Below are 14485 nucleotides of genomic sequence, written 5' to 3'. Positions count from 1 at the left end.
TAACGATTGTGATGGTGCGAACTCCGAAGATCACTGGCGCGCAGCTGGCGGCGGCGTTGCGGGACAGCATCACCCGGCTCAACCGCAGGCTGCGGCAGGCCCGGCCGATCGGCGACCTGACGATCACCCAGCTGTCCGCATTGACCAGCCTCGAACTCAACGGCGCGCTGACTCCCCGCGAGCTGGCCGACGCGGAGCGCGTGCAGCCGCCGACGCTCACCAAGATCGTCGCGAAGCTGGAGGAGCGCGGCCTCGTCCAGCGGACCCCGCACCCGACCGACGGCAGGCAGGTCATCCTCGCCGCGACCGAGTCCGGCCGGGCGGTCGTCGCCGAGCACCGCCGCGCCCGCGACGAGTGGCTGGCCAGGCGGCTCGCCTCGCTCACCCCGGACGAGCGCGAGACGCTCGCGAAGGCGGCCGAGATCCTCGGCCGATTAGGTCGAAGCGAATGAGCGTCTTCAGTTCGCTGAGGGTCCGCAACTACCGGTTGTTCAGCACCGGACAGTTGGTCAAGCTCCTCGGTACATGGATGATGTTCGTCGCGCAGGACTGGCTCGTCCTGCAGCTCTCGCACAACTCCCCGACTGCGCTGGGTGTCGTCACCGCGCTGCAGTTCACTCCCGTTCTGCTGCTCACACTGTACGGAGGGCAGCTCGCCGACCGGTTCGACAAGCGCCGGCTGCTCCTCTTCGCCAATGCCGGATCGGCTCTGGTCGCGACCCTGCTGGGCGTCCTGGTCGTGACCGGCGTCGTGACCCTCTGGTGGGTCTTCGTGACGGCCGGCCTCTTCGGCGTGATCAGCGCGATCGAGACGCCGGTGCGGCAGGCGTTCGTCTCCGAGCTCGTCGGCCCGGAGCTGCTGCCCAACGCGCTGTCGCTGTCCGCCGCCACGTTCAACGCCGCACGGGTCGTCGGGCCGGCGGTCGCGGGGCTGGTCATCGGGCTGCTGCACGAGCGCACCGGCCCGATCTTCCTGTTGACGGCCGGGCTGTGCCTCGCGCCGCTGGTGGGGCTCTCCCGCATGCGCACCGCCGAGCTGTTCCGGGTGGACCGGCCGCCGGTGTCGGCCAGCGATGCCCGTACCGCCGACGGACTCCGCTACGTGAAGCGCCGCCCCGACCTCAGCCTCGCCATCCTCCTGGTGCTCGTCGTGGGCCTGTTCGGCTTCAACTTCCAGCTCACCCTCGCGGTCCTCGCCAAGGTCGAGTTCAAGGTCGACGCGGAGTACTTCGGCCTGCTCACCACCGCGCTCGCCGTCGGCGCGCTCGGCGGTGCCCTGGCCAGCTCCCGCCGCCGCGCCCGCCCCTCGGCCTACGTGGTGCTCGCCGCCGCGGTGCTCTTCGGGGGGTTCGAGACGCTGGTCGGGTTCGCGCCCACGTTCGTCACGGCCGTGCTGCTCCTCCTGCCCACCGGCTTCTTCATGATCTACTTCGCGCAGGCCGCCAACCAGCGCGTCCAGCTCGGGACGGACCCGGAGTTCCGAGGGCGGGTGATGGCGCTGTACGTCCTGGTCTTCCTCGGCACCACGCCGCTGGGCGCGCTGGTCATCGGCTGGTGCTCCGAGCGGTACGGGCCGCGCTCCGGCATCTGGGTCGGCGGGCTGGTGTCGGTCCTCGCCACGCTGGTGATGGGCGCCATGCAGCTGCGCAGGGTCGGCGGGAAGGTGCGCGTGCATCTGCGGCCGAGCCCGCACCTGCACGTCTTCGAACCGGCCCGCAAGGACACCCCCGCCTTTGAGCTGCGGGTCCCGGCCGTTCGCTGATTTTTTGTCGTACCCATGTGGTTAGGTCGCGGGCATGGAGCGATTGCGATTGCTGGAGTGTCTCGCCGCTGACTACGGGCGGCTTCGGGAGGTGGCGGTGTCGGACCTGACCGCGGCGGTGCCGAGCTGTCCCGGCTGGACCGTCGCCGACCTGGTCAGGCACGTGGCCGAGGTCTACCTGCACAAGGCCGAGTGCATGCGGCTCAACGCCTTCCCCGACCCCTGGCCACCGGCCGGCCTCGACGCCGAGGGACCGATCGCGCTGCTCGACCGGGGCTATGCCGCCCTCGTCGCCGAGTTCGCGGCCCGTGCGTCCGACGAGCCGTCGCGCACCTGGCACGAGCCCGACCAGACCGTCGGCTTCTGGGTCCGGCGGATGGCGCAGGAGACCGTCATCCACCGCCTCGACGCCGAGCTGGCGCTCGGGGTGCCGATCGCCGAGATCCCCGACGACCTGGCGATCGACGGGATCGACGAGGTGCTGAAGCTCTTCGTCGACTACGGGTCGCACGCGTGGCGGGAGGAGTTCGAGTCGGTGCTCGCCGACGCCAAGGGCCGCACGGTGATCGTCGGCGTCAACGGCGGGCCGGGCTGGCTCCTCCGCACCGATTCGACCGGCGCCACCGTCACCGACGCCGACCCGTCGGCCGCGGCCACGATGCTCTTGGACGCCACGGTGAGCGGGACGGCGCCGGGCGTGCTGCGCTGGCTCTGGTCCCGCGAGTCCCCGGGCGTCTCGGAGGCCGTGCCGGAGGGCGACGACACCGCCCTGGCCGAGCTGCGCGGGCTGCTGGTGGCCTCGACGCAGTAGGCACTCCGCCACACCTGCCGGCCGCTGTCCGGGCGGGGCGGTCGCCAGTCCGGTTGCCGTGCCTGGTTGTCAGGTCGGTCGCCGGGTCGGGTTCGGCGCGGCTGGGGGAGCGCGGCGCCTGACGACTGCTGTACGGGCGCGACGGTCGCCAGGCAAGCCAGGGCGAGCAGGCAAGGCCGGGCGAGTGGGGCGAGAGCCGTGGGGTCGCAGGGCCCCGGGGGTCGTGTCGTACGAGCTCGGGTCATGGGGTCGCAAGTCCTCGAAAGCTCGGGGCTGTGGGTTCGGGCTGCGGGATCGGTCCGTGGGGGCGGCAGGCCTCACGGGTTCGGGTCGCGCGGGCTCGAGTCGTGGGGGTCGGATCACGGGGGTCTGGCCACCTGACTCGGCGGTCGGGCGTCGGAAGTCGGGCGTTCGGTGGTCGGGTGTCGGAGGTCGGGCTGCGGGCTTCCGTGCCACGGCTGGCTGCGGGGGCTCTGGGCTACCCCGGCGCGCTGGTGTCGTGGGGCAGGGCGTGGCGGTCGGGACGGTTGATGCAGAAGGGAGTGTGCGGGCGGCAGCAGGTTGCGGTGCTGGTAGGGCGAGGTCGGCCGACCGACGGGGGCGGCCGATCGAGCAGCGAAGGCACCGTCGTGCGGCATCGCGTCCGGGTGGATGCGGTCAACTCAGCGCCCGGAGCGACCACTTCGATCCAGCCGGACCACGAGGACCACGGGTTCGAGCCCGGCGCCCCGGATTCGCTGGTCAGTGATGCCTCATGAGGAGGCCGGCAGCGGCATGAAGGCGACCTGCTGGTGCCCTCCGCCGGCCTCCGGGCACTGCGGCGCTGGAGGAGTCAGCGCGGTGGCGGGGCGGTCCACCGGGGTGAGGTTGACGGCGGTGGGGATGATCGAGGGTCGGACGGCAGCACGGTTTCGGCGGGGCGGTCCGGTGGCGACGAGGGGTGCCACCGGACCGCCCCAGTCCCGTCGGGGGCTTGGCGGGTGGGGCGCGGATGGTTGCGAGTCGGTGCCGAAGTTGGGTTGATCGGTGGCGGTCGCTGTCTGCGGGGGCTTAGCCTCGGAGTGTGGGCGTGCTGCACGGCCTGCTGGTCGTCGGTGCCATCGGGCTGATCGCCGTGGCGCCGTGTCTGGTGTGTCTGCTGCTCATCTCCGCGGACGAGATGCTGGAGCGCGGGGTGCGGGCGGTCAAGCGGGGCGGGCGGGGGATCAGGAAGGTGCTCGTCCGGAAGGCGGGCAGGCCCGAGTGGCAGGACGGGCGGGTGCGGCGGTGGTGGCACCTGAGCTGGGCCGGGCGGGTGCTGCACACGGTGGCCGCGGAGAGTCCGCCGGCGCCGGCGGGGCCGCCGATCGAGCAGCTGGCCGGGGACCTGCGCCGGCTCAACAGGCTGCGGTTGGGGGTGGCGACCAGGTCGCCCGTGTGGTTCAACGCGGTGCAGCGGGCATATGACGAAGCGTTGCGGGTCGCGTGCGGACAGTTGGGGGTCGACCAGTACCTTGGCGAGGTGAGCGGGGTCGATCTGGAGGTCGAGCGGTTGCGGGTCGAGGGTGAGCTGCAGCGGGCGGGGCTGGCGTTGCGTGACACGAAAACCGGGCAGCGGTGAGGTTGTTCATCGCGGCGTACCTGCCGGCGGAGGTCGAGCGGCACTTCGCGGGGATGGTCGGCGGGCTCAACGTGGCCAGGCCGATGCCGGAGGGGCGCTCCGTGCGGCTCGTGCCGGCCGGGCAGTGGCACATGACCCTCGCGTTCCTCGGTGAGGTCGAGGACGAGCGCAAGGACGACGCGGTCGAGCTGGTCCACGGGCTGCGGGAGCACGGGCCGGGGCCGGTGGTGCGGATCGCCGGGGGTGGCAGGTTCGGGCGGGGGAAGTTCACCACGCTGGTCGCGAAGGTCGACGGGGACGTGCAGCCGCTCGGCGACGCGGTGCGCAAGCAGCTGAAGAAGCGCAGGCTGCCGTTCGACCGGCGGCCGCTGCAGCCGCACGTCACGATCGCCCGGCCCGGGGACAGGTTGCCGCCGGGGGAGCTGGAGAGCGACCTGGAGACGCTGCACGGGTACCAGGGGCCGCAGTGGCACGCGGACGACGTACGGCTGATGAAGAGCGAACTCGGGCCGCGGCCCACCTACGAGGTGCTGGCCACGGCCCGGGACACGTGAAGCGTTACCAGGCCCAGGCTTCCGGGCCGGGGCCGCCGTTGCCGACGGGCGGGAAAAGCTCGTCGAGCTGCTGCAGCGTCGCCTCGTCCAGCGAGAGCGACAGGGCACCGAGCGTCGAGTCGAGCTGCTCGGCGGTGCGCGGGCCGATGATCGGGGCGGTGACGCCGTCCTGGGCCAGGAGCCACGCGAGGGCCAGGTTGGACGGGTCCACGCCGAGCGAGGCGGCGAGCTTCTCGTAGGCCTCGATCGCGGCGCGGTGCTTCTCCAGGCCCTCGGCGGCGCGGCCTTCTGAGGACCGGCCGGCGGAGCCCGCGGCGGCCTTCGCGATGGCGCCGCTGAGCAGGCCGCCGTGCAGCGGCGACCAGGGGATGACGCCCAGCCCGTACTGGCGGGCGGCCGGCAGCACCTCCAGCTCTACCGTGCGGGCCATGAGGTTGTAGATGCACTGCTCGGCGACCAGACCGAGGAAGTGCCGGCGCTGCGCCGACTCCTGGGCCTGGGCGATGTGCCAGCCGGCGAAGTTGGACGAGCCGACGTAGAGGACCTTGCCCTGGGCGACGAGCACCTCCATCGCCTGCCAGATCTCCTCCCACGGCGTGCTGCGCGAGACGTGGTGCATCTGGTACAGGTCGATGTAGTCGGTCTGGAGACGCTTGAGCGACGCGTCGGCCTCGGCGATGATGTGGCGCGCGGAGAGGCCCTGGCCGTTGGGCCACTCCTGCATCTTGCCGTAGACCTTGGTGGCGAGGACGACCTTCTCGCGCCGGCCGCCGCCCTGGGCGATCCAGCGGCCGATGATCTGCTCGGTGACACCCTCGCCGAGCTTCCACCCGTAGACGTTGGCGGTGTCGAAGAAGTTGATGCCGTGGTCCAGGGCCCGGTCCATGATCGCGAAGCTGTCAGGCTCGGTGGTCTGTGGCCCGAAGTTCATGGTGCCCAGGCACAGGCGGCTGACCGAGAGGCCGGTCCGCCCGAGGTTGGTGTACTCCATGACCACCAACCTATCCCGCAAACGTCAGCTGGTTTCCCGAGCGGCGGAAGGTGCCCCGCCGAACAGCACGTCGTCCCAGCTGGGCAGGCGCTTGCGCGGCTTCTCGGAAGCGGGCGACTGGTCGGCGGAAGGGGAGGCCGCCGAGGGCGTGTTGCGACGCGGGCGGAGCACGGCGAGCGACGGCACCGCCGGGATCTCCTTGCTCTGGTCGCTGTCGTCGTCGAACGGGGAGCGGCCGATCAGCGCGGCGGCGCCACGGGCCCGGCTCTCACCCTGCGCGACCGGGGCGGGCGCGGCCGGCTCCTCCGACGAGGAACCGGGGGCGGCGCCCAGCGGACGGTCGAGCGACGCGAGCAGCGCGTCCCGCCCGGCCCGGATCGGGTCGTTGTTGAGCGGGCCCAGGCCGCGGCCGCGGCGCTCCGGCTGGACGGTCGACGGCTGGACGTTGGACGGGCGGATCAGGTCGTGGCCGCCGCTGCCGTGCCGCAGCGGGTCGGGGCGCACGCCGAGGTCGCCGCGGCTGGTCTCGCCGCGGCTCGGCAGGGCGCGGTCCGGCGCCGGCGGCTCCTGGCCCAGCACGTGCGGGGCGCGCTCGGTGCACAGGTACTGCGCCATGTCGTCGTGCGGGGCGACCTGCTGGCGGGCCTTGTCGAGCTCCCACACGGCCTGCGCGGTCGCCTTGCCGCTCGGCCACGTGGCGGTGATCCGCCAGGTGCCGTCCTCGCGCCGGTACGCGTCCCAGGAGATCTTCTCGGTGTCGATGCCGTGCTGGCCGAGGCGCGCGTCGACGACCTCGGCGAGCGAGGAGCCCTTGTCGGACGTCTTCAGCCGGGTGCGGCGGGCATGCTGGGCGAGCATCGCCCGCTCCTGCAGGACGGGGCCGGCGTAGCGCAGGACGCGGTCGACGGGGACGCCGGCGACCCGGGCGACCTCCTCGGCGGACTCGCCGGAGCGGATGCGGGCCTGGATGTCACGCGGCGCGAGCTGCGAGGCGGCGGTCTCCATCGTCGCGGTCGCATGGCTCTGGTCGGGGCGCAGCGCGCTCTGGACCCGGTCGTCGATCGGGAGCGCGAGCAGTCGGCCGACCTCATCGGCGAGAACGAACGCTTGGCCGTCCTCGGAGAGGGCGACGAATCGCACAGGCCGCATAGCGTGCCTCCGTCCCACCCGCATCGGCGCCGACTTTCCCGGCACCACTCGGTCACAGTACGCGTAACCCTAGCTGGAACGAAGTGTGCCGCGCCGACAGAAAGCAAACAGGAACGCCCGCCACCTCAGCAAACAGGCGGCGGGCATTCGTACACACAAACTAAAGTCGCTCGATGACGTAATCGATGGACGCCGTCAGCGCCTCGACGTCGGCGGGGTCGACGGTCGGGAACATCGCGATCCGGAGCTGGTTGCGGCCGAGCTTGCGGTAGGGGTCGGTGTCCACGATCCCGTTGGCGCGCAACACCTTGGCCAGCGCGGTCGCGTCGACGGACGCGTCGAAGTCGATGGTGCCGACGACGTTGGAGCGGACCGAGGCGTCGGCGACGAACGGCGTCGCGACCGCCGAGCGCTCGGCCCACCCGTACAGGATGGACGCCGACTCGGCGCTGCGCTTGGTCGCGAACGACAGGCCGCCACCGGCCAGCATCCAGTCGACCTGCTCGGCGGTGAGGAAGATCGTCGACAGCGCCGGCGTGTTGTAGGTCTGCTCGAGGCGCGAATTGTCGATCGCCGTCTGCAGGTCGAAGAAGTCGGGGATGTACCGGCCGGACTCCTTGATCTCCGCGACCCGGGCGATCGCGGCCGGCGACATGATCGCGATCCACAGGCCGCCGTCGGAGCCGAAGCACTTCTGCGGGGCGAAGTAGTAGACGTCGGTCTGCGACACGTTGACCTCGAGGCCACCGGCGCCGGAGGTGGCATCGGTCAGCATCAGCGCGCCCTCGTCGGCGCCGTCGACGCGCTGGACCGGCACGGAGACGCCCGTCGAGGTCTCGTTCTGCGGGGAGCAGTACGTGTCGACGCCGGCCTCGGCGCGCAGGAACGCGGCGGTGCCCGGGTCGGCCTTCACGATCGTCGGGTCGCCGATGAACGGCGCCTTCTTCGCGGCGCTGCCGAACTTCGCGCCGAACTCGCCGAAGCTCGCGAACTGCGCGCGGTCGCGGATCAGGCCGAAGACCGCGATCTCCCAGAACGCGGTGCTGCCGCCGTTGCCCAGGACGACCTCGTAGCCGTCGGGGATGCTGAAGAGCTCGGCGAAGCCACGGCGGAGGCGGGCGACCTCGTCGCGGACGGTCTTCTGCCGGTGGCTGGTGCCGAGGTACGAGGTCGCGACACCGGCGAGGGCCTGCACGGCCTCGGGCCGGACCTTGCTCGGGCCTGAACCGAAGCGGCCGTCGGCGGGCTTCAGCTCATCGGGAATGCGGATGTCGACCATGTGGGTACTCCGGGATGCGGCGGCGGGCGGGCAGGTACGGGTACCCCGCGAATCCTGCCACCTCCGCCGCCGCGATCCAGGTCGATTCAGCGTCGAGGGCGACGCGCGTCACACAAGACGCGCGGCGCGTCACGCCACGTTGGACCAGCCCTCGACGTCCTGCGGCTTGCGCGGGCCGGGGCCGACGTACGTCGCGGACGGCCGGACCAGGCGGCCCAGCTCCTTCTGCTCGAGGATGTGCGCGCTCCAGCCGGCGACCCGGGCGCAGGTGAACATCGACGTGAACATGTGCGCGGGGACCTCGGCGAAGTCGAGGACGACGGCGGACCAGAACTCGACGTTGGTGGCGAGGACCCGGTCGGGGCGGCGGGCGTGCAGCTCGGCGAGGGCCGCCTTCTCCAGCGCCTCGGCGATCTCGAAGCGCGGCGCGCCGAGCTCCTTGGCGGTGCGGCGCAGCACGCGGGCGCGCGGGTCCTCGGCGCGGTAGACGCGGTGGCCGAAGCCCATGAGCCGCTCGCCGCGGTCGAGGACGCCCTTGACGTAGCCCTCGGCGTCGCCGCTGCGCTCCACGGCCTCGATCATGCCCAGCACGCGCGACGGCGCGCCGCCGTGCAGCGGGCCGGAGAGCGCGCCGATGCCGGAGGAGATGCAGGCCGCGGCGTCGGCGCCGGTGGAGGCGACGACCCGGGTGGTGAACGTGGAGGCGTTCATGCCGTGCTCGGCGGCGGAGATGAAGTAGGCGTCGACGGCCTTGACGTGGCGCGGGTCGGGCTCGCCCCGCCAGCGGCGCATGAACCGCTCGACGACCGTGTCGGCCTTGTCGATCTCCTTCTGCGGCACGGCCGGCAGGCCCAGGCCGCGGGCGGCCTGCGCGACGAACGACAGGGCGGTGACGCTGACCCGGGCGAGGTCCTCGCGCGCCTGCGTGGTCTCGATGTCCAGCAGCTGGCCGAGGCCCCAGTAGGGGGCGAGCATGGCCACCGCGGACTGCACGTCGACCCGGATGTCACCGGAGTGCACGGGCACCGGGAACGGCTCGGCCGGCGGCAGGCCGGGGCCGAACTTGCCGTCGACCAGGAGTGCCCAAACGTTTCCGAAGGACACCTGGCCGATGAGATCCTCGATGTCGACGCCGCGGTAACGCAGCGCGCCGCCTTCCTTGTCGGGCTCCGCGATCTCGGATTCGAAGGCGATCACGCCCTCGAGTCCCGGCTTGAAATCGGACATCTCGCACTCCTGCTGGTTCTGGGGTGTCTGACTAGGTTTGTTACCCGCCGGTGTTCCCTTTTGCCATCTTCGCCCCGGTGGGGTGCCAGCGCCGACTGAACGGGGGCTCAATGTGTCTTCCGTGACACATCTTCACGCATTTGCGACCGCCGGAGGAAGGATGTGAGCGTGAGACCCAGCACATCGCCGCAAGATTTGTCGCGGATGAGGAACGAGTACAGCGGCGAGCTGACGGAGCAAGGACTCGCCGGGACGTGGCTGGAGCAGTTCGCCACCTGGTTCGCCGACGCGGTCGAGGCGGGCCTGCCCGAGCCCAACGCGATGCTGCTGGCGACCGCCGACGGCAGCGGGCGGCCGAGCGCGCGGACGGTGCTCCTCAAGGGCTATGACCAGCGCGGATTCACCTTCTTCACCAACTACGAGTCGCGCAAGGGCCACGACATCGCGGCCAACCCGCGGGCCTCGCTGGTGTTCCCGTGGTACCCCCTGCACCGTCAGGTCATCGTCAACGGCGCGGTCGAGAAGGTGTCCCGCGAGGAGACCGAGGAGTACTTCGCGATCCGCCCCCACGGCGCCCAGGTCGGGGCGTGGGCAAGTCCACAATCGCGGGTCATCGGCTCCCGCGACGAGCTGGAGGCGTTGGTCGCCTCGGTCGAGGCCGCCGAGGGCCCGCTGACGGCACCCCCGCACTGGGGCGGCTACCGGGTCAGCCCCGACGAGGTCGAGTTCTGGCAGGGCCGCCCCAGCCGGTTGCACGACCGCCTCCGGTACACCGGCGGCAAAGTCGAACGGCTCGCACCTTGAGCGTGCAGGAGGCCCTGCGCAAGCACGTGATCGACGTCCGGCCGCTGCGGCACGTGGCCTACCGGCGGTTGTTCGTGGGCAACGCGGTGTCCTTCTTCGGCGTCCAGTTCACCGCCGTCGCCGTGCCGGTGCAGGTGTACGAGATCACCAAGTCGGCCCTGTGGGTCGGCATCGCCAGTTTCGTCGGCCTGGTGCCGCTGATCGTGTTCTCGATCTGGGGCGGCGCGATCGCGGACGCGTTCGACCGGCGCAAGGTGCTGCTGACCAGCTCGACTCTCATGTGGCTGACGACGCTCGGCCTGCTCGCGCAGGCGGTCCTGCACGTGGACAACGCCTACCTGATGCTCGCGCTGATCGCGGCGCAGTCCGCGGCGTTCGGCGTCAACAGCCCCGTCCGGCAGGCGATCATCCCGGCGCTGATCGACGAGGGCGAGGTCGCCTCGGCCAACACGCTGAGCTTCACCGCCTCCAGCGTCTCCTCGATCTTCGGCCCGGTCGGCGCGGGTCTGGTCATCGCCAACGCCGACTTCGCCGTCGCGTACGCCGTCGACGCCGTCCTCTTCACGATCGTCCTGTGGGCGGCCATGCGGTTGCCGGCCCTGCCGCCGGCCGGGGTCGCGAAGACCACGGGCGGGCTGCGGGACATCCGCGACGGCCTGCGGTTCCTCGCCGGCTCGAAAGTGATCCTGCTGACGTTCGCGATCGACATCGCCGCGATGGTCCTCGCGATGCCGAAGGCGCTGTTCCCCGTCGTCGCCGACCAGCGCTACGGCCCGGCGTCGCTGGGCTGGCTGTACGCGTCGATCGCCATCGGATCGACGCTCGCCGGTCTCACGTCCGGCTGGATCGGCCGCGTGCACCGGCAGGGCGTCGCGCTCGTGCTCGCCGTCGTCGGCTGGGGGCTCGCCGTCGCGGCCGCCGGCGCGGTCCCGTGGCTGTGGGCGTGTGTAGCTTTCATGGCGCTGGCCGGTGCGGCGGACATGATCAGCGGGGTGTACCGGCAGACGGTGCTCCTCAGCGCGCCCGACGAGATGCGCGGGCGGCTGCAGGGAGTGTTCTTCGCCGTCGTCGCAGGAGGTCCACGTCTGGGTGACCTTCGGGCCGGCTCGGTGGCCGACGCGACCGGCGCCACCTTCTCCTGGGTCAGCGGCGGGATCGCGGCCGCCGCGGTGGCCGTCCTCCTGGGCCTGACATTTCCCGTCCTGCTTCGGTACACCGACCGGTCGGACTGACGATATTGTCGCGGCCATGGACACCGCCGCCGCCGCGCAGCTCTCGCACGCCCCTTCCGGTACACAGTGGACGATCGCCTCGGGCGGCCATGAGGCCGTCATCGTCGAGGTCGGCGGTGGCGTGCGCAGTTACACCGTCGACGGCGCCGACGTCGTCGCCGGCTACGCCGAGGGGGAGCACGCGGTCGGCAGCGCCGGTCAGGTCCTCGCCCCGTGGCCCAACCGCATCCGCGACGGGCAGTACGCGTTCGGCGGCGACCACCTGCAGCTGCCGCTGACCGAGCCCGAGCGCCACAACGCCATCCACGGCCTGGTCAACTGGGTCCGCTGGCGCCTCGTCGACGCCGCGCCCGACAGCGTGACCGTCGAGCACGACCTGGTGCCGCAGCCGGGGTACCAGTGGCCGCTGCGCCTGCGCACGACATGGTCGGTCGGCGAGGGCGGCCTGCGGGCCGAGCACGAGGTGACGAACGTCGGCGCCGAGGACGCGCCGTTCGGGCTGGCCACCCACCCGTACGTGCTGGTGCCGGGCGTCGCGGTCGACGACCTCACCCTGAAGGTCCCGGCCCGCAGCCGCCTGCTCGTCGACGCGCGCCTCCTGCCGATCGGCGCCGCCCGGGTCGCCGGCGGCGAGTACGACTTCCTCGACGGCCGCCGGCTCGGCGGCACCATCCTGGACACGGCGTTCGGCGAGGTGGTCCCCGACGCCGATGGTGGCTCGCAGGTCACGGTCACCGCCCCCGACGGCCGTGGCGTCACGGTCTGGGCCGACTCGTCGTTCGGCTGGTGGCAGGTGTACTCCTCCGACACGCTTCCCGCCGATCGGCTGCGCAAGGCGCTCGCCATCGAGCCGATGACCTGCCCCCCTGACGCGTTCCGGTCCGGGCGTGATGTGGTGACCCTGGAGCCGGGAGCGTCCTGGCACGGGGTTTGGGGGATCCGTGGAACTGTCTGAGGCGATCCGCCGGCGGCGGATGGTCCGAAACTACGACGCGTCGCGGCCGGTGGACCCGGCCGTGATCGACAAGCTGCTGGGGTACGCGACGCACGCCCCCTCGGCGGGGTTCTCGCAGGGCTGGGAGTTCCTGGTCCTGACCTCCGACGAGGACCGGGCCACGTTCTGGGCGGCGACCTCCCCGCCCGACACGGCCACGACCTCGTGGCTGGACGGGATGAGCCGGGCGCCGGTGATCGTCGTGCCGCACAGCCACCGCGACGCCTACCTCTCGCGGTACGCCGAGGCCGACAAGGGCTGGACCGACCGCGACGAGGCCCGCTGGCCGGTGCCCTACTGGCACATCGACACCGGGATGGCGAGCCTGCTGGTGCTGCTGGGCGCCGTCGACGAGGGCCTGGGCGCGTGCTTCTTCGGCATCCCGCCCGCCTCCGACGCGGCCTACCGCGCGGCGTTCGGGGTGCCTTCCGAGTACACCCCGATCGGCGCCATGACCATCGGCTACCGGGCTCCGGACGTGAAGTCGCCGTCACTCAAACGGGGCCGCCGCGAGTCCGGCACCATCACGCACCGCGGCCGCTGGGGGTCTTGAACACGCTCGGCGGCGTTTCTGTCGCACCTAGTCGGTACCCTGACACGGTCAGGGGGGTGAGACGTTCATGATCTTCAAGGCGGTCCGCGACGGTCGGCCTTATCCGGAACATGGGCTGACGCTGAAACAGTGGTCCGAGATCCCGCCGCGCCCGGTGCGGCTCGACCAGCTCATCACCACCAAGCGGGAGCTGGCGCTCGACAAGCTCCTCGCCGAGGACTCCACGTTCTACGGCGACCTGTTCCCGCACGTGGTCCAGTGGGAGAACGGGCTGTACCTGGAGGACGGCCTGCACCGCGCGTTACGCGCGGCGCTGCAGCAACGCACCTCGATCCACGCACGGGTCCTCCAGGCCTGAGGCCCGCGCCCCGGTGCGGGCGGGCCTTCGGTGCCAAGGGTTGGAGACGGTCGCCTTCCGAGCGGCCGTCTCCGCCTCTGCACGTTCGCGTCTCGCTGTTCGCGTCTTGCTGTTCGCGCGACCCGCCGCCGCGGCCGGTCCGCCGGGTGCACCGCTGCAGAACAGCTTCCCGGCTTGCCTCCCCCCACATGCAAGGCCCGTGATCCAAGGACGAGTCCGGTCGCCCGGGCAGCCACCTGACGACTTGGATCACGCCGGCCGCGTCGAGCCTCGTGCCCGCCCGGCGGTCCGGCTCCTGTGCTGTGATCCAAGGAGGGACCTGGTCGTCGGGGCGGCCGCTTGGCGACTTGGATCACGCCGGCCGCGTCGAGCCTCGTGTCCGCCCGGGTGTTCCGCTGTTCGCTCCGTGATCCAAGGAGGGACCTGGTCGTCGGGGCGGCCGCTTGGCGACTTGGATCACGCCGGCCGCGTCGAGCCTCGTGTCCGCCCGGGTGGTCCGCTGTCCGCTCTGTGATCCAGGGATGGACCTGGTCGTCGGGGCGGCCGCTTGGCGACTTGGATCACGCCGGCCGTGCCGAGCCTCGTGTCCGCCCGGCGGTCCGGCTCCTGTGCTGTGATCCAAGGAGGGACCTGGTCGTCGGGGCAGCCGCTTGGCGACTTGGATCACGCCGGCCGTGCCGAGCGTCGTGTCCGCCCGGGGTGTTCCGCCGTCCGCTCCGTGATCCAGGGACGGAGTCGGTTGTCGGGGCGGCCGCCTGGCGACTTGGATCACGCCGGCTGCGCCGAGTGTCGTGTCCGCCTGGGTGTTCCGCCGTCCGCTCTGTGATCCAAGGAGGGACCTGGTCGTCGGGGCAGCCGCTTGGCGGCTTGGATCATGCTGGCCGTGCCGAGTGTCGTGTCCGCCTGGGTGGTTCGCCGTCTGCTCTGTGATCCAGGGACGGAGTTGGTTGTCGGGGCGGCCGCTTGGCGACTTGGATCACGCCGGCCGCGTTGAGCGTCGTGCCTGCCCGGCGGGCCGGATCCCGTGCTGTGGTCCAAAGAGGGAACTGGCGTTGGGGGTCGGCCGGCGGGTTGGGTGGTGAGTGCTGTCGGGCGGTGCAGGACCGGGGCGGGTCGAGTTGTGCGAGGGGGCCACCACTTCGCTGAGACGTTGGTCAATGCCCCGGTTTGC

General features: G+C 71.8%; 14 protein-coding genes. 10 read left to right on the top strand and 4 right to left on the bottom strand.

Annotated features, from left to right (window positions below):
* Positions 1-11 precede the first annotated feature (11 nt).
* The 5 genes from AB0J72_RS19580 (at position 12) to thpR (ending at position 4727) form a co-directional block, all read left to right on the top strand.
* Entirely contained in the window at positions 12-452 is a 441-nt protein-coding gene (locus AB0J72_RS19580; protein ID WP_363400809.1) for a MarR family transcriptional regulator, read from the top strand.
* Complete coding sequence (locus AB0J72_RS19575; RefSeq protein WP_363400807.1) at positions 434-1762, top strand: MFS transporter; 1329 nt, start codon at positions 434-436, stop codon at positions 1760-1762. The genes AB0J72_RS19580 and AB0J72_RS19575 overlap by 19 nt, the downstream gene beginning before the upstream one ends.
* A gap of 34 nt (positions 1763-1796) precedes the next feature.
* Positions 1797-2573 carry a maleylpyruvate isomerase family mycothiol-dependent enzyme gene (locus tag AB0J72_RS19570; protein ID WP_363400578.1) on the top strand — a complete coding sequence of 259 codons (777 nt, stop codon included), beginning with the start codon at positions 1797-1799 and terminating at the stop codon, positions 2571-2573.
* A 1063-nt stretch (positions 2574-3636) separates the two neighbouring features.
* On the top strand, positions 3637-4173 hold the full coding sequence (locus AB0J72_RS19565; protein ID WP_363400576.1) for a hypothetical protein: 537 nt from the start codon (positions 3637-3639) through the stop codon (positions 4171-4173).
* Positions 4170-4727, top strand: coding sequence for an RNA 2',3'-cyclic phosphodiesterase (gene thpR, locus AB0J72_RS19560; protein WP_363400574.1), 558 nt, complete (start codon positions 4170-4172; stop codon positions 4725-4727). Before AB0J72_RS19565 ends, thpR begins: the two co-directional genes overlap by 4 nt.
* Before the next feature lie 4 nt (positions 4728-4731).
* Here thpR and AB0J72_RS19555 read toward each other — a convergent pair whose 3' ends face one another.
* The 4 genes from AB0J72_RS19555 to AB0J72_RS19540 all read right to left on the bottom strand — a co-directional run bounded on the left by AB0J72_RS19555 (position 4732) and on the right by AB0J72_RS19540 (position 9373).
* Complete coding sequence (locus tag AB0J72_RS19555; RefSeq protein ID WP_363400572.1) at positions 4732-5718, bottom strand: aldo/keto reductase; 987 nt, start codon at positions 5716-5718, stop codon at positions 4732-4734.
* 24 nt (positions 5719-5742) lie between these two features.
* On the bottom strand, positions 5743-6867 hold the full coding sequence (gene sepH / locus AB0J72_RS19550) for a septation protein SepH (protein WP_363400570.1): 1125 nt from the start codon (positions 6865-6867) through the stop codon (positions 5743-5745).
* 160 nt (positions 6868-7027) lie between these two features.
* Positions 7028-8146 carry a phosphoserine transaminase gene (serC, locus tag AB0J72_RS19545; RefSeq protein ID WP_363400568.1) on the bottom strand — a complete coding sequence of 373 codons (1119 nt, stop codon included), beginning with the start codon at positions 8144-8146 and terminating at the stop codon, positions 7028-7030.
* Between the two features lie 129 nt (positions 8147-8275).
* On the bottom strand, positions 8276-9373 hold the full coding sequence (locus AB0J72_RS19540) for a citrate synthase 2 (protein WP_363400566.1): 1098 nt from the start codon (positions 9371-9373) through the stop codon (positions 8276-8278).
* A gap of 204 nt (positions 9374-9577) precedes the next feature.
* Between AB0J72_RS19540 and pdxH the strand changes: the two genes are divergently transcribed.
* The 5 genes from pdxH to AB0J72_RS19515 all read left to right on the top strand — a co-directional run bounded on the left by pdxH (position 9578) and on the right by AB0J72_RS19515 (position 13314).
* Entirely contained in the window at positions 9578-10177 is a 600-nt protein-coding gene (gene pdxH, locus AB0J72_RS19535) for a pyridoxamine 5'-phosphate oxidase (RefSeq protein ID WP_363400564.1), read from the top strand.
* On the top strand, positions 10174-11409 hold the full coding sequence (locus AB0J72_RS19530; RefSeq protein WP_363400562.1) for an MFS transporter: 1236 nt from the start codon (positions 10174-10176) through the stop codon (positions 11407-11409). Before pdxH ends, AB0J72_RS19530 begins: the two co-directional genes overlap by 4 nt.
* 16 nt (positions 11410-11425) lie before the next feature.
* A complete protein-coding gene (locus AB0J72_RS19525) occupies positions 11426-12364 on the top strand; it encodes an aldose 1-epimerase family protein (protein WP_363400560.1) in 939 nt (312 codons plus the stop codon).
* Positions 12351-12956 carry a nitroreductase family protein gene (locus tag AB0J72_RS19520; RefSeq protein WP_363400558.1) on the top strand — a complete coding sequence of 202 codons (606 nt, stop codon included), beginning with the start codon at positions 12351-12353 and terminating at the stop codon, positions 12954-12956. Before AB0J72_RS19525 ends, AB0J72_RS19520 begins: the two co-directional genes overlap by 14 nt.
* A gap of 67 nt (positions 12957-13023) precedes the next feature.
* Positions 13024-13314, top strand: a complete 291-nt coding sequence (locus AB0J72_RS19515; protein ID WP_033364898.1) for a type II toxin-antitoxin system VapB family antitoxin — start codon at positions 13024-13026, stop codon at positions 13312-13314.
* Positions 13315-14485 lie beyond the last annotated feature (1171 nt).

Origin of the sequence: Dactylosporangium sp. NPDC049742 (assembly GCF_040674675.1) — a bacterium.
Classification (GTDB): Bacteria; Actinomycetota; Actinomycetes; order Mycobacteriales; family Micromonosporaceae; genus Dactylosporangium; species Dactylosporangium maewongense.
The sequence above is the reverse complement of the archived record's forward strand: the minus strand, read 5'-3'. Positions and strand labels throughout refer to the sequence as shown.

Excerpts from the sequence above, each read along its gene's own strand:
- AB0J72_RS19580 (WP_363400809.1), top strand. The coding sequence starts at position 12 with ATGGTGCGAACTCCGAAGATCACTGGCGCGCAGCTGGCGGCGGCGTTG.
- AB0J72_RS19570 (WP_363400578.1), top strand. The coding sequence starts at position 1,797 with ATGGAGCGATTGCGATTGCTGGAGTGTCTCGCCGCTGACTACGGGCGG.
- AB0J72_RS19555 (WP_363400572.1), bottom strand. The coding sequence starts at position 5,718 with ATGGAGTACACCAACCTCGGGCGGACCGGCCTCTCGGTCAGCCGCCTG.
- sepH (WP_363400570.1), bottom strand. The coding sequence starts at position 6,867 with ATGCGGCCTGTGCGATTCGTCGCCCTCTCCGAGGACGGCCAAGCGTTC.
- serC (WP_363400568.1), bottom strand. The coding sequence starts at position 8,146 with ATGGTCGACATCCGCATTCCCGATGAGCTGAAGCCCGCCGACGGCCGC.
- AB0J72_RS19540 (WP_363400566.1), bottom strand. The coding sequence starts at position 9,373 with ATGTCCGATTTCAAGCCGGGACTCGAGGGCGTGATCGCCTTCGAATCC.
- pdxH (WP_363400564.1), top strand. The coding sequence starts at position 9,578 with ATGAGGAACGAGTACAGCGGCGAGCTGACGGAGCAAGGACTCGCCGGG.
- AB0J72_RS19525 (WP_363400560.1), top strand. The coding sequence starts at position 11,426 with ATGGACACCGCCGCCGCCGCGCAGCTCTCGCACGCCCCTTCCGGTACA.
- AB0J72_RS19515 (WP_033364898.1), top strand. The coding sequence starts at position 13,024 with ATGATCTTCAAGGCGGTCCGCGACGGTCGGCCTTATCCGGAACATGGG.